This window comes from Pseudomonas sp. NPDC089547, from assembly GCF_050280665.1.
GTDB lineage: Bacteria > Pseudomonadota > Gammaproteobacteria > Pseudomonadales > Pseudomonadaceae > Aquipseudomonas.
Window position 1 is genome coordinate 25,133 of sequence record NZ_JBNNVS010000005.1, and the last position, 14,507, is coordinate 39,639.

The following is a 14,507-nucleotide window of genomic DNA, read 5'->3' on the forward strand; positions in this document are numbered from 1 at the left end:
TCCAATCGCCCTGTTAACGAGGTGTGTGCTTGATTAGGGTCTTAGTGGTCGACGATCACGATCTGGTACGAACCGGTATTACCCGCATGCTGGCCGACATCGATGGCCTGCAGGTGGTGGGTGAGGGTGATTCGGGCGAGTCCGCGCTCAAGCTGGCCCGCGAGCTGAAGCCGGACGTGGTGCTGATGGACGTGAAGATGCCCGGCATCGGTGGCCTGGAGGCCACCCGCAAGTTGCTGCGCAGCCACCCGGACATCAAGGTTGTCGCCGTGACCGTGTGCGAAGAGGACCCGTTCCCCACGCGCCTGCTGCAGGCCGGCGCGGCCGGCTACCTGACCAAGGGCGCAGGCCTGGACGAAATGGTCCAGGCCATCCGCCTGGCGTTTGCCGGCCAGCGCTACATCAGCCCGCAAATCGCCCAGCAGCTGGCGCTGAAACCGTTCCAGCCGCAGGGCTCGCCGTTCGACGCGTTGTCGGAGCGGGAAATCCAGATTGCCCTGATGATTGTCGGCTGCCAGAAAGTGCAGATCATCTCCGACAAGTTGTGCCTCTCGCCCAAGACCGTCAATACTTACCGTTATCGGATCTTTGAAAAACTCTCGGTCACCAGCGACGTCGAACTGACCTTGCTGGCCGTTCGCCACGGCATGGTTGACGCAAGCCTGTAAAACCTCATGTCCCAAGTGTTTGATGCCAGCGCATTCCTGGCGACCTGCAGCGGTCGCCCGGGCGTCTACCGGATGTTCGACGGCGAAGCCCGGCTGCTTTATGTGGGCAAGGCCAAGAACCTGAAGAAGCGCCTGGCCAGCTATTTCCGCAAGACCGGCCTGGCGCCCAAGACCGCCGCGCTGGTAGCCCGTATCGCCCAGGTCGAAACCACCATCACCGCCAACGAAACCGAGGCGTTGTTGCTGGAACAGAACCTGATCAAGGAATGGCGTCCGCCGTACAACATCCTGTTGCGCGACGACAAATCCTACCCTTACGTGTTCCTGTCCGACGGCGAGTTCCCGCGGCTGGGCATTCACCGTGGGGCGAAAAAGGCCAAGGGCCGTTACTTTGGCCCATACCCCAGCGCGGGCGCCATCCGTGAAAGCCTCAGCCTGCTGCAAAAAGCGTTTTCGGTGCGCCAGTGCGAAGACAGCTACTACGCCAACCGCACCCGGCCGTGCCTGCAATACCAGATCAAGCGCTGCAAGGCGCCCTGTACCGACCTGGTAACCGCTGAGGAATATGCTGAAGATGTGCGCCACTCGGTCATGTTCCTTGAAGGCCGCAGCCAGCAACTGGGCAACGAGCTGAATGCCGAGATGGAAACGGCCGCCATGGCCCTCAATTTCGAGAAGGCCGCCGAGTTGCGCGACCAGATCGCCCTGTTGCGCCGTGTGCAGGACCAGCAATACATCGAGGGTGGCAGCGGCGACGTCGACGTCATCGCCGCCTTCGTCAACCCCGGTGGTGCTTGTGTGCACCTGATCAGCGTGCGCGGCGGTCGGGTGCTGGGCAGCAAGAACTTCTTCCCGCAGGTTGGTATTGAAGAGGAGGTGGCCGAGGTGATGGCGGCGTTCCTGTCCCAGTACTACCTGGGCAACGCCGAACGCGAATTGCCTGGCGAACTGATCGTCAACGTGGTGCACGAAGACTTCGATGCCATCACTGAGGCCCTGCACACACTGCGTGGCCGCGAGCTAACCATCAGCCACCGGGTGCGTGGCACCCGCGCCCGCTGGCAGCAACTGGCGGTAACCAATGCCGAACAGGCGCTTAATGCCCGCTTGGCCAACCGCCAGCACATGGCCGCGCGCTTCGAGGCCCTGGCTGAAGTGCTGGGCCTGGACGAAGTGCCGCAGCGCCTGGAATGCTACGACATCAGCCATTCCAGCGGTGAAGCCACGGTGGCCAGTTGCGTGGTGTTTGGCCCTGAAGGCCCATTGAAGTCCGACTACCGCCGCTTCAACATCGAGGGCGTCACAGGCGGTGACGATTACGCCGCCATGCACCAGGCCCTGACCCGCCGTTATGGGCGTATCAAGGACGGTGAGGGCAAGCTGCCCGATGTGCTGTTGGTAGACGGCGGCAAGGGCCAGTTGAACATGGCCCGCGACGTGATGCAGGAACTGGGTTTCACCGATCTGACCCTGCTCGGCGTGGCCAAAGGGGTTACCCGCAAGGCCGGCTTTGAAACCCTGTACCTGAACGACGTGCACCACGAGTTCACCCTCAAAGGCGACTCACCGGCCCTGCACCTGATCCAGCAGATCCGCGATGAAGCCCACCGTTTTGCCATCACCGGCCACCGTGCCCGTCGTGGCAAGGCCCGCCGGGTATCCAGCCTGGAGGACGTGGCCGGGGTAGGGCCGAAGCGTCGACGCGACCTGCTGAAACACTTCGGCGGGCTGCAGGAGCTCAACCGCGCCAGTATCGATGAAATCGCCAAAGCCCCCGGCATCAGTAAAAAGCTTGCCGAGTCGATTTATGCCAGCCTGCATAGCGAGTAGAATGCCGGGCTCAACTTGCAGCCAGTCGTACCGATGAATATTCCAAACCTGCTCACCGTTCTACGCGTCCTGCTCATCCCGATCTTCATCCTGCTGTTCTATATGCCCTATCACTGGAGCTATATGGCCGCCAGCAGTGTGTTTGCCGTAGCCGCCGCCACCGACTGGCTGGACGGCTACCTGGCGCGTCGCCTGCAGCAGAGCACGCCGTTCGGCGCCTTCCTGGACCCGGTGGCCGACAAACTGATGGTGGCAGTGGCCCTGGTGCTGCTGGTGCAGACCCACGCCAACTTCTGGCTGACGCTGCCGGCGGCAGTCATCATTGGCCGTGAGATCGTGGTCTCGGCACTGCGCGAGTGGATGGCCGAGCTGGGCGCGCGGGCGCATGTGGCGGTGTCCAACCTGGGCAAGTGGAAGACCGCGGCACAGATGCTGGCGCTGGTGATCCTGCTGGCCAACCCGCCGGCGATGACCTTCTGGGTGATCCTGGGTTATGCGTTGTTGCTGGTGGCGGCGGGGCTGACGTTGTGGTCGATGGCGCACTACCTGCTGGCTGCCTGGCCGCACCTGCGCGAAGGCTCGGAACAAAAATAAAAGTTTTTTGAATCAAGGGGTTGACGCTGTTTTAGAAATCGCTAGAATGGCACCCATCACGACGCGGGAATAGCTCAGTTGGTAGAGCACGACCTTGCCAAGGTCGGGGTCGCGAGTTCGAGTCTCGTTTCCCGCTCCAGTTATAGATCTACAGAGTTCCATGGAATTCTGTAAGTCGTTGAAAAAAGGGCCTTAGGGCCCTTTTTTCGTTCCAGCGGAAACCACCGAAAACCGGCAGTATCCAGACATCTTAAGTCCAGGATTGAGTCCAGAATTGGAAATCGCCCAATTCGCTTTTCCGGTAGAGCTAGGTGGGGTACGAGACGAGCATTTGGCCTCTGACAGGTTCAGGAGGTCACTATGGCACTCTCGGAGATGGCGATTCGGCACGCCCGAGTCACCGGCAAGGACTACACGATCGCTGATAGCGACGGCTTGTTCCTCAACGTCACGGCGCAGGGCGGGAAGATCTGGCATTTCCGCTACTACTGGGCCGGCCGGCAGAAGCGCATGTCGTTTGGCAGCTACCCTCAGGTCGGCCTTCGCGATGCGCGTGCACGGCGCGATGAAGCGCGAGCGCAGATTGCTCAAGGCACCAATCCCTGTGAGCAACGCAAGCAGCAACGCCAAGCAGTGCGCCTCTCCAGTGATCATGCCTTCGAGACCGTATTCAATCAGTGGATCGCCTTCCGCCGCTTGAGTCTCAAAGAAGGGCAACAGAGCACGTTGTCACAGATGCTGCGCATCTTCGCCAAAGATATACTGCCCCACATCGGCGACCGCTCAATCCATGACGTCACCCGACATGTGCTCATGGAGGTGCTGGATCGTATCGAGTCTCGCGGTGCATTTACCACGGCGGAAAAGTGCCGGACCTGGCTCAATCAATTGTTTCGGCATGCGCTGGTGCGCATCCCTGGCCTGGAGCACAACCCTGCAGCCGATCTGGACGTTGTGGCGATGCCGAAGCCTCCAGTGGAGCATAATCCTTTCCTGCGTATGGCTGAGCTGCCACCGCTGTTAAGTAAACTCCGTGCTTATCACGGCGGTCAGCAGACCCTATTGGGGATTTGGCTTCTGCTGCTTACTGGTGTGCGTACCGGTGAGCTGCGTTTGGCGACGCCTGATCAATTCGACTTGGAGCGTCGGCTGTGGGTCATTCCGCCAGAGGTAGTCAAGCAGTTGCAGCTCAAGATGCGCAAGAGCCGTAGCAGCGCCTCCAAGGTGCCGCCATACATTGTTCCGTTGTCAGTCCAGGCGATCGAAGTGGTGGGTCTGCTGCTTGAGCGTGTAGTGCCCGCGCAGCGGCATTTGCTTGCCCATCGAAGTGACTTGAGCAAACGCATCAGCGAGAATACTTTGAATAGTGCGCTGCGGCGTATGGGCTTTGCTGACAGGCTTACCGGACACGGCATGCGAGCTACCATATCAACGGCCCTCAACGAGATCGGCTACCCGAAAGCATGGATTGATGCACAACTTTCACACGCCGACCCTGACAAAGTCAGCGCTTCCTACAACCACGCCGAGTACGTTGAGCAGCGCCGGGCAATGATGCAGGACTGGGCGAATCGACTTGATCTCTGCGCGCAAGGGCATGTACAGGCAGCAAGTGCACCCTTAACGATACGCCTGGAAGGCACTGCATCCCTTCCGGCTCGGCCTGACGCCACACAGTTTGTAGTTCCACTGCACAATGTGCTCTCGCATCCTGAGCCCAAAGCGGCGCGGTATGTTGCCAAATCGTGTAGGCAGCCAGATGTCGAGTCGCGGGCTGAGATTGGCGGCAGGGAGGTCTCAGACATCCAAAAAGAGCGCGCTGAGATGCTCGCAGCGTTTGAAGCGCCGAGTAATCTTCCACTCCTCGCATTTGCTCGGTTGGCTGGCAAGTCTCGGGATCAGCTCAACCGGGATATCAAGGCTCGGAGGTTGCTCTCAGTCAGTCTTGGGAATCGGGGGCAGCGGATTCCGGATTGGCAGCTTGATCCGTTGAAGCTCAAACTGGTACTTGCGGTATTCGAAGCACTGCCTGCAATAGGAGTCTGGGATGTCTACCGAATGCTGACCAGCCTCAAGCACGAGCTGCCGCGCACGGTTTTCCATTGCTGCGACAGGATTTTCACCCGCAGCAAAGCTTAGAACCGACGGGTTGGTCCAAGTAAATTTTTGGCTCATTGAGAATCTCTTCCTAGGGCGGGTTGCAGCAGTGCCGCTGGCGCTCGCCTCTCTCCTAAGTATCCGTACAGAGGCGCGTAGCGATATACCGGATGCGCGCCTGCGTCCGTCCAGTGAGGGTCTGCTTGTGCTCGAGTACAACCCAATGCGGCCTCGTGGACGGCTGCGTTTCTCGATTGCACACGAGGTTGCGCATTCTCTTTTTGCTGATTGTCATGAAGAAGTGCGCCACCGGAGCGGAGACACCGCAAGCCGGGCTGATAACTGGCAACTTGAGGTTCTATGCAATATAGGCGCGGCCGAACTACTGATGCCGCTGGGTAGTTTTCCTCAGCTCGCCGACAGTGTGCCGACAATGCAACAGGTTGCAGAAATTCGTAAAACATTTGATGTGTCGGTTGAGGCCTGCCTCATTAGAAGTATCAAACTTGCGACCTCGGCTAGCGCTGCGTTTTGCGCATCATTTCATCAGGACGATGGTGTTTATCGGGTTGACTACGTTATTCCAGCCCCTGGCTGGACCTGCCAATTCGGCAAGGGCAGTCCTTTACTAACGACGGTGTTGTCTCGGAGGCCAGTGCCATAGGCTTCACCTCGATTGGTGATGAGGACGTGCAAGGCCAGAGCTATCGAATTGAATGCATGGGGCTGGCTCCCTACCCAGCGGATTGCTCAAGGGGCAATTGCTGACGTCTTGATTGTCGACGGTAACCCGCTGCATGATCTGCGTTGTCTCGTAGGGCAGGGCGCATGTATTGAAGGCATCCTTCAAGAAGGGCGAGTCATCAAGCGCGGCACATGATTGGGGGCTTTGCGTACTTCTTAGTACCGCTATCGCTACCGCCTTCAGCAGCAGTTGAATAGTGTAGGCCTAAGCCCGTTCCGCGATAGGTCATTATGATGACTGAACTGTTCAACTGCTTCAGGATGCACCTTAGATAATGGAGTTGTACTTCAATTCTCTTGGTGCCGGTGTCGAAATCAAAACCCCAGACACCCTTGAAAATTTCCTTTCGAGTAACGACACGTTCTGAGTGATGCACTAGCAGAGTCAGCATTCGGAAGGAAATTTTTTTGACTTTCAGGGTACTGCCGTGACAAATAATTTCCCGGCAAGACGGCCGTAAGCTGATATCGCCAAAGTGCACTTGAGGGTCGATCAACCCGACGCCCGTGTTCTCTTGGTAGGCGCTTAGCGCTTGGTGCGGCGATGTTTTATGAGCATTGCTGGCTGCCAGCACCCCATAGTGAATCTCAACCATTTTGTGAAGCCTATAGACGTTTGGCGCTATTGCTGGAAACTGTGATGGCGGATGGAGCGATCAAAGTTCGCCCCGCCTAATGCGGGGCGAATCCTGAAGCGGTCAAACTACTCGGGCAATGCCCATGCGATGATGCTATCTCCCAGCTTGGTCGGGATACGATCGTGGCCACCCACGACGGCGACTAGATACTGGCGGCCATTGATCGAATAGGACAACGGTGACGCCTGATTACCCGCTGGTAGGCGGTCTTCCCACAGCAGCTCGCCGGTCTCGCTGTCATAGGCGCGCATGAAGCGGTCCAGGGCTGCACCGATGAAGGTGACGCCGCCACCTGTGGCTACCCCGGTGGCATCGCTGGGCGTGCCAATTTCAAGCTTCACGTGGGATGCGATGCCGAGTGGGCCGCTGTCATAGCCCGTGCCGAACGGGCGGCTCCAGACCACATCCTGGGTGCGCAGATCGACACCGCTGATGAAGCCCCAAGGTGGCGCGATGCACGGCTGCTGGAGCGACGACATCCAAGGGTCCTTGACCGCACCGTAAGGCTGGCCAGCCTGTACCCGGAAACCTTTGGCTTCGCCTGGCGCCTGCTGGAATGACTTGGCCTGCAAGGCATCCAGATGCTCGCGCGGCACGGCTTCCTGCATGTATGGCAGGCGCTGGGTGTTGATCATCATCAAGCCGCGCTTGAGGTCGACCATCACGCCACCCCAGTTCAGGCCACCGTGGTGGCCCGGGAAAATCAGGCTGCGTTGGCCGACCACGGGCGGGGTGAAAATGCCTTCGTAGCGAGCCTCGACGAACTCCTGACGGCACTGCATCTGGTCAAACGGTGTGAGGCCCCAGGCATCGGACTCTTTCAGCACTTCAGGGGTGCGCGAAGGTCGCCCCATGGTGCTTGGCATGCCCGGTGAGGTCGGCTGGGTGGCGGCGGTGCGATCGCCCGGCGCGGTGCCCTGCGGAGCAGGTTGTTCGACCACATCGACCAGGGGTTCGCCGGTGGCGCGGTCGAGGATGAAGATCTGCCCGGACTTAGTTGCCTGGATGACCGCGCGGCGCGGGCCGGTCGGCGTCGGGAAGTCGATCAGGTTCGGCTGTGGGCTCAGGTCGTAGTCCCACAGGTCGTGGTGCACGGTCTGGAAGTGCCAGCGCACCTTGCCAGTGGCGGCATCGATCGCGACCAGCGAGGAGCTGTACTTGTCTTCATCCGGCGTGCGGGTGCCGCCGTAGAAGTCGCCAGCGGCGTTGCCGGTGGTGACGTAGACCAGCCCCAGTTCATCGTCGGCCGACATCGGCGCCCAGGAGTTCGGGGTGCTGAGGGTGTAGTTTTCACCTTCGGCTGCCGGCGCAGAGTCATCTGGGCGACCCAGATCCCATGCCCACTTCTGCTGGCCCGTGACGGCGTCATAGGCCCGCACCACACCCGAGGGTGCCGGGCGCACGTCGGAGTCGAGGACGCGGCCGCCTGTGACCAGCACTCCGCGCACCACAATCGGCGCCGATGTGATGCCAGTCGACCCTTTGCGGAAAGTGCCCAGGCCATTTTTCAGGTCGGCGAAGCCTTTGTTGCCGAAGTCAGGACAGGCCTCGCCTGTCTGGGCGTCGACAGCGCCAAGGCGGATGTCATTGGTGCCCCACAGAATGCGCTTGGCGCACAGGCCGCTCGCGTTCGGGACTTCGTAGTAGGTCACGCCGCGGCAGTAGGCGCCACCGTTGGCGAAGTAGGCAGGGTCGACCTTGGAGTCGTAGCGCCAGTTCTCCTTGCCGGTCCTGGCGTCAAGCGAAACGATGATCTGCTTGGGCGTGCAGGTGTACAGCGAGTCCCCCACCTTGATTGGCGTGGCTTCGTTCAGGTACTTCGTTTTTTCGCCCGGCTGTTTCAGGTCGCCATGATGATACTCCCAGACTTTGACCAGGCCCTTCACGTTCTTTGGGGTGATCTGAGCGGCGGGGGAGTAGTGGTTGCCCAGGTTGGAGCCCGCGTAGGCGGTCCAGCTGGTTTCATCGTGGTTGGCGGCCACGTTGCCGTCAGGTGACTTTACGTCATTGGGGCTGAACACCTCCTTGGGGCGTGCGGCGCTGGTGGCCGGGTCTGCCAGGTGGGCAGTATTGGGCAGCAGAATCGGCACGACGATGGTCAGCCCCATCAGCAGGGGCAGCCCGCCCATCACGCTGAAGTACAGCGGTTTTTCGATGCCGACCATCTTCCGGCGGACGACCGGCCAGAACCCCAGGAAGATCACCCCAGTCACGGCAAGCCATGCCAGGCGTGGGATGTAGGCCCAGCCGTTGTAACCTGCTTCGGTCACCGCCCAGATGTAAGTGGCGATCGACGCGAGGCCGAACAGGTACAGGCCGGCCTTGCGATTGCGCCCCAGCAGTACACACGCAATGACCAGCGCCAGGCCCATCGCGGCGTAATACCAGGAGCCGCCCGCCGCGATCAATTGACTGCCTTTGTAGGCCAAAGCCAGGCCAAGCAGCGAGATGAGGGAGCAATAGAGTACGAAAAGCAGGGAGGGCAAGCGCCGTCCCTGCGGTGTCGGTGAGTCGGACATAGCAAGGTTCCATGAATGAAAAGCGGCGCATGATTGTCTGTCATCGATACAAAATACAATAACAAACAAGAAAAATTCTCGTTTGTTGGATTATTGTATTTATTTGTGTCAAGATACAAAAAGTCGCACCCTGTATTTTTCCGTGATAGAAAAATGCGGGTCGCCGTGCTGACTTCACTGGCGCCCAGGCGTCGCCCTGGCTGGAAGGTTTGCAATGATTTGTACCTGTTTGCCTGCTGTTGCCGCTGTAACTGCTGCTGTATGCGCCGCCCGCAACCTGCTTGCTCGTAGGCTCGGCGCTGCAAGCGTGGCGCTGCTGTGCGCAGGGGTTTCGAGCAATGTCTGGAGCGCGGTTGATCAAGCGGTGATCGACGACCTCAGCACAGGCGGTGTGATGCGTGTGGCGATAAACTACGGCAACCCCGTGCTTGCGCAGAAAGCCGCTGACGGCACGCCTCAGGGGGTTTCGGTGGTGTTGGCCAAGGCCCTGGGGCGGGAGTTGGGGATACCGGTCACCTTCTCGACCTACGATGCCGCCGGCAAGGTGTTCACCGCGCTCGAGACGCAGGCGTGGGATGTCGCGTTCATCGCGATTGATCCGGTGCGTGCCGAGCAGATCCTCTTCAGTGAGCCCTATGTACTCATCGAAGGCACCTACCTGGTTGCCCGTGATGCAGGTTTCCACCGCGTGGGTGAGCTTGATCAGCCGGGCATTCGCGTGGCAGTGGGGCAGGGTTCAGCTTATGATCTGTACCTGACACGTGCGCTCAAGCACGCGCAACTGGTCCGCGTGGCCACTTCAGCGGCTGCCATCGAGGCGTATCGTGAGCAACGTCTCGATGCCGCAGCGGGTGTGCGCCAGCCTCTGGAAAAGGCTGCAGCGCAGGACCCGAATGTACGTGTGCTCAGCGAATCGTTCACATCGATTCGTCAAGCGATGGCCGTGCCCCAGGGGCATCAGGCGGGTGCCGCGTACATCCAGGCTTTCGTCGAACGCATGAAGGCCTCGGGTTTTGTCCGCTCGGCGCTGATCGAGAGCGGGCAGGCCGACGTCAGTGCCCCACCGGAGTCCGGATTGGTGCCATGACGCACGCAGGCATTAGAGAAGGTCGTCGCTTCTGGATTCGTGGCCCAATATCTGCGGCGCTGCCTTCAGACGGCTGACGATGTCCAGGTGCCTGCGCAGGTACTCGGCAGCTTCCTCCCGTTGTCCCGCCTCGATCAGGTCCAGTAGCTGGATATGTTCCTGACATTGGCTGACCAAGCGTGATCGGTCGACATTGGACTGATAGGACATGAAGCGGCGCAGCTGGTTTTGCCGGCGCAAGGCCTCGAGGAAGAAGGCGTTGCCCGAGCAGCCGACAATAAGCTCATGCAACTGTGAGTTGATTTGGAACAGCTCTGGCCGTGAGAGTGTGAAGATCGCACCGTCAAGCAGTTGCTGCTGGGTTTTGCGGGCTTTGGCAAAGGCTGCACTGTTTACCTTATAGGTTGGTTCGAGCAGTGCCGCCGGCTCGATGGCCATGCGAAAACGGTAGCTCTGGATGTGCGCTTCAGCATCGTGCAGAAAATGGTTAATGGTCCAGCCTTGGCCAGGGTTGCGCTCGATCATGCCCTCGTTGGCCAACCGGTTGAGCACCTTGAGCAACTGACCGCGCGGTACGTCGTACTTGCGCAGCAACTGGGCCTCGAAAAAGGAGGTGGCGATGTCCCCTGCAAGCACATCGTCGACCATACGCAGGTAAAGATCTTCGAACGGGTCGACCTCCAGTGGCAGCTTGCCGGTGTCGATCGTGCGCGAGTCCAGGGTCAGGAAATAGCCCCGGTTGGGCTCCTTGACGGCCAGGCCCAGTTCTTCGAGCAGGGCGAAGCCGCGGCGAATCGGCGAGCGCGAAACGCCCAGCTCCCGGGCGAAGAATTCTTCCCGCAACGGATCGCCGGCGCGCATCGAGCGTGCTCTGGCCATGTCGATGATCCTGGGGGCGAGGTGGCCTGCGAGGTCCACTTTGATTTTGGCTGTCATCAGGGGGCGATTCAGGGTGGTGCTGCGGGCGTGTCACGAGCATCGCGGCCGGTGATGGCTGCTGCTTGAGTCGATGGCCGCTGCTTTGCAGTCAGGGTTGGGTTCGCGCTCAATGGTTGCATGTTGCGTGAGGCATGGCCAGTGCTTGCTCCCCTGGCTGGGTGGATGTTTTTGCATTTTCAGGTTTCGATAACCAGAATGGCGGGTTCATCCGGCTTTTCTCATCACTGGGTTCACCTGCATGGCTTCAAGTCCGCTCACGCAGCGCATTGTCTTTGATATCCGGCGCAAGGTTCAGCTGGGAGACCTCCCCGGGGGCTCGCACCTGAGCGCCCAGAAAGTGGCCGATGCCTTTGAGGTTTCGCGCTCGCCCGCGCGCGAGGCGCTTAGCATTCTGGCACAGCAGGGCGTGCTGGAGCAGATTCCCAACCGCGGCTATTTCGTTGTGGAGGCTGCGCAGGGTGCATTCGGCAGCATCGACCAGATAACCGCGATGCAAGAGCCCCGGGCGTACTACCAGCTTTCCGAAGATTGGCTGAATAATGCGATAGCGGCTGAAGTCACGGAAAAGTACTTGCGCGACCGTTATGACCTGACCAAGGCGCAGGTGATCGACATCCTTGGTCGGGCAGCCAAAGTCGGCTGGGCTGAACCCAAGCCGGGCTACGGCTGGCGCTTGCTGGATGTGGCGAAAACGCCTGAGGCGTTGCAACATATCTACAAAGTACGCGCCTTGATAGAGCCAGCGGCCCTGCTTGAAAGCGGTTTCAAGCACGATCTGGAGGTGCTCGGTTGCCTGAAGAAAGAACAATTGGCGCTCCAGGCGGGAGGCGTTGACACGCTCCCGACGGACGCCTTGCTCGAGGCTGGCTTTCGCTTCCACGAGGAGCTGATGAGACTGTCCGGCAACCCGCTGTACCTCATGATCCTCAAGCAGATGAACAACATGCGCCGGCTGCTCGAGTACCGCGCCATGCTGGATCGTCAGCGTTTTCGCGGGCAGTGCGCCGAGCACTTGCAGATGCTCGAGTGGCTGGAGCAGGGCAACAATCTTGAGGCTGCGAACCTGATGAGGCAGCACTTGAACGATTCGCTGGCGCGCAAGTCGCTGCTCATCGGGCGGCAAGGCACGCCGGGTACCGAGCCTGCAATGCCGCCAACCTGATCCCTCAGTCCTTGTCTTCATGGGTTACCGGCGTTTCGCGGCCCCCGCTCCATGCCAGCCAGCGCCTGAGCACAGGCTCTGCACATAGCATGACCACGACCAGGCGCATGATCTGCATGGCTGTGACCATCCCTGCGCCAAGCTGCAAGGCTTCGGCGGTCAGATACATTTCGGTGCTGCTGCCGGGCATCATGCCCAATGCCAGCGACAACACCGGCATCCCCGACAGCCAGCCAAAGCCCCAGGCGAACAGGAAGGTGCAGGCAATCATCAAGAAGGTGAAGAGCACCACCTTGCACAGGTAAAGCGGCGAGCGGCGGAAGAAGCCGCGATCGAAGAAGCTGCCCAGCGCGCAGCCGATCATCAGTTGGCCGTAGTGGCTGAGCTCCACCGGCAGGGCGGTGCGCAGGTCGAACACTGCCGTCACCCCAGCGCACAAGGCCATGGGCCCGAACATCCAGGGGTTGGGCAGGCCGAGGCGCTTCCACAGCAGCGCGGCCACGATTCCTCCCGCCAGCATCGGCGCGAGCCATGGCCATTCGGCGGCGGGATGCGGCTGTATGGCGCCGGGGGGCAGGTGCACCAGCAGCAACATCGCCGGCGGCACCGTGAGCACGATGAGTACCAGGCGAATGCTGTGGGCTGCTGCGATCTGGCTGGTGTCGGCGCGGTAGCGCAGGCCTAGCTGGATCATTTCGGCGAAGTTCGCCGGCATGAAGGCGAAATAGGCGGTGGTCAGGTCCATGCCCTGGCGCCGCATGCAGGCGATACCGGCCAAGGCCAGCACCAGGGTGAGGAAGGCTGCGGCGAGCATCATCGGGAAATGGCTGACGATCTGCGCAAGCACTGGCTGGGTGAAATGCAGCCCGATGGAGGTGGCGATGATCCACTGGCCCGACTTGCGGCCGTTGGGGATTTCGGCAATCAACCAGCCGCAGCAACGAATGAAGATCACCGCCAGCATCGAGCCGATGATCCACGGCAACGGCCAGTGCGCAGCACTGGCCAGCAGCGCGCCGACGATGCCTGCCAGGGGTGTGGCCCACCAGGTTTTGAGGCTTGCAAGCATAAGGTTTCACTTTGTAGAGAAGAGCGTCACACGCGACTGCTGCTGCGTCATTAGCCAGTGATGACGGCCGCGACGGCCGCGCCGAATGCCTGGCACCCCAAGTTGCCACCGAGGTCTGGGGTGCGCTTGCTCGGGTCTTCGAGTACGACGTCTACCGCGTGCTCCATTGCCTTCGCGGCCTCGACCAGGGCGGGCTTGGCGTGGTGGTCGCCCATCCAGTGCAGCAGCATGGCAACCGACAGGATCATCGACACCGGGTTGGCCTTGTCCTGACCAGCAATATCCGGCGCGGAGCCATGCTGTGCCTGGGCGCAGCAGTGGCTGTCGCTGGCCATGATCGAGCCGGCCAGGCCCAGGCTGCCGGACAGTTCACTGGCCAGGTCGCTGATGATGTCACCATAGAAATTGGTCGCCACCAGCACGTCGAAGCGCTCGGGGTTGCGCACCAGGTGGGCGGTGGAGGCGTCGACCAGCAGGTCATCCAGTTGTACTTCGGGGAAATCCCTGGCCACGTGGCGCACGCATTCCAGGAACAGGCCATCGGTCATGTGGAAGCTGTTGGCCTTGTGAATCGCGGTGACTTTGCGGTTGCGCTGCATCGCCAACTCGAAGGCGCGGCGGGCGATGCGCTCGCTGCAGTGACGAGTAATTTTGCGGGTCGACAGGGCCATGTCCGGGGAGGGCATCACTTCCCCCCAGCCGCGCGACATGTTGCGGTCCGGATAGAAGCCTTCGGTGGCTTCGCGCATGATCACCAGGTCCATGCGCTTGCCCGGTTTCATGTTCGACTCCAGAAACGCCCGGGTGCGTGCAGGGCGTACGTTGGCATACAGGTCCAGGCCGATGCGAAAACCTGCGGACACGTTGCGGCCGCCTTTCTCGGGGGCTGGATAGTCGGCATGAGATTGAGTGCCGAGAATGATGCCGTCGTAGGTCCTGGCCTTCTCCAGCACTTCGTCGCGCAACGTGGTGCCGTACTTTTCCAGGCTGCTGAAGCCAACGTCGTCATGATCGAAGCTCAGACCCAAGTGGTATCTGCTATTGGCCGCATGCAACGGCAACAGTGACGACTCAATGATCTCAGGGCCGATGCCGTCGCCAGGAAGTACCAGAATACGCATCACACTTTCCTTCTGTGGGTTATTGAGGGGCGAAGCAGG

The 14,507-nt window shown here is 60.5% G+C and carries 12 protein-coding genes and 1 tRNA gene; 8 read left to right on the plus strand and 5 right to left on the minus strand.

Features of this window, described 5'->3' with window-relative positions:
- Positions 1 to 29: 29 nt before the first annotated feature.
- From gacA to ACQKPZ_RS04995, 6 genes are all read left to right on the plus strand, one after another.
- Positions 30 to 668 (plus strand): response regulator transcription factor GacA, encoded by a 639-nt coding sequence (gacA, locus tag ACQKPZ_RS04970; RefSeq protein ID WP_003251380.1) that lies wholly within the window; start codon positions 30 to 32, stop codon positions 666 to 668.
- A 6-nt stretch (positions 669 to 674) separates the two neighbouring features.
- Positions 675 to 2,498 (plus strand): excinuclease ABC subunit UvrC, encoded by a 1,824-nt coding sequence (gene uvrC / locus ACQKPZ_RS04975; RefSeq protein ID WP_403196284.1) that lies wholly within the window; start codon positions 675 to 677, stop codon positions 2,496 to 2,498.
- Positions 2,499 to 2,531: 33 nt separating this feature from the next.
- Entirely contained in the window at positions 2,532 to 3,092 is a 561-nt protein-coding gene (gene pgsA / locus ACQKPZ_RS04980; RefSeq protein ID WP_403196287.1) for a CDP-diacylglycerol--glycerol-3-phosphate 3-phosphatidyltransferase, read from the plus strand.
- A 63-nt stretch (positions 3,093 to 3,155) separates the two neighbouring features.
- Positions 3,156 to 3,231 (plus strand) — tRNA-Gly (locus ACQKPZ_RS04985).
- Positions 3,232 to 3,452: 221 nt separating this feature from the next.
- Complete coding sequence (locus tag ACQKPZ_RS04990) at positions 3,453 to 5,231, plus strand: tyrosine-type recombinase/integrase (RefSeq protein WP_427535881.1); 1,779 nt, start codon at positions 3,453 to 3,455, stop codon at positions 5,229 to 5,231.
- A gap of 163 nt (positions 5,232 to 5,394) precedes the next feature.
- Positions 5,395 to 5,853: an ImmA/IrrE family metallo-endopeptidase gene (locus tag ACQKPZ_RS04995; protein ID WP_427536076.1), complete on the plus strand. Its 459-nt coding sequence runs from the start codon at positions 5,395 to 5,397 to the stop codon at positions 5,851 to 5,853.
- 199 nt (positions 5,854 to 6,052) lie between these two features.
- Here ACQKPZ_RS04995 and ACQKPZ_RS05000 read toward each other — a convergent pair whose 3' ends face one another.
- Complete coding sequence (locus ACQKPZ_RS05000) at positions 6,053 to 6,529, minus strand: winged helix-turn-helix domain-containing protein (RefSeq protein WP_427535882.1); 477 nt, start codon at positions 6,527 to 6,529, stop codon at positions 6,053 to 6,055.
- Positions 6,530 to 6,636: 107 nt separating this feature from the next.
- Complete coding sequence (locus ACQKPZ_RS05005; RefSeq protein ID WP_427535883.1) at positions 6,637 to 9,057, minus strand: membrane-bound PQQ-dependent dehydrogenase, glucose/quinate/shikimate family; 2,421 nt, start codon at positions 9,055 to 9,057, stop codon at positions 6,637 to 6,639.
- A 427-nt stretch (positions 9,058 to 9,484) separates the two neighbouring features.
- Between ACQKPZ_RS05005 and ACQKPZ_RS05010 the strand changes: the two genes are divergently transcribed.
- On the plus strand, positions 9,485 to 10,177 hold the full coding sequence (locus ACQKPZ_RS05010) for a transporter substrate-binding domain-containing protein (RefSeq protein WP_427535884.1): 693 nt from the start codon (positions 9,485 to 9,487) through the stop codon (positions 10,175 to 10,177).
- Between the two features lie 12 nt (positions 10,178 to 10,189).
- Here ACQKPZ_RS05010 and ACQKPZ_RS05015 read toward each other — a convergent pair whose 3' ends face one another.
- Positions 10,190 to 11,113, minus strand: coding sequence for an FCD domain-containing protein (locus ACQKPZ_RS05015; RefSeq protein WP_427535885.1), 924 nt, complete (start codon positions 11,111 to 11,113; stop codon positions 10,190 to 10,192).
- A gap of 241 nt (positions 11,114 to 11,354) precedes the next feature.
- On the opposite strand from ACQKPZ_RS05015, the gene ACQKPZ_RS05020 reads away from it, so the two are divergent.
- Positions 11,355 to 12,278: a GntR family transcriptional regulator gene (locus tag ACQKPZ_RS05020; protein WP_427535886.1), complete on the plus strand. Its 924-nt coding sequence runs from the start codon at positions 11,355 to 11,357 to the stop codon at positions 12,276 to 12,278.
- 4 nt (positions 12,279 to 12,282) lie between these two features.
- Here ACQKPZ_RS05020 and ACQKPZ_RS05025 read toward each other — a convergent pair whose 3' ends face one another.
- On the minus strand, positions 12,283 to 13,347 hold the full coding sequence (locus ACQKPZ_RS05025) for an AbrB family transcriptional regulator (protein WP_427535887.1): 1,065 nt from the start codon (positions 13,345 to 13,347) through the stop codon (positions 12,283 to 12,285).
- Positions 13,348 to 13,397: 50 nt separating this feature from the next.
- Positions 13,398 to 14,468, minus strand: a complete 1,071-nt coding sequence (locus ACQKPZ_RS05030; RefSeq protein ID WP_427535888.1) for an isocitrate/isopropylmalate dehydrogenase family protein — start codon at positions 14,466 to 14,468, stop codon at positions 13,398 to 13,400.
- Between the last annotated feature and the right edge of the window lie 39 nt (positions 14,469 to 14,507).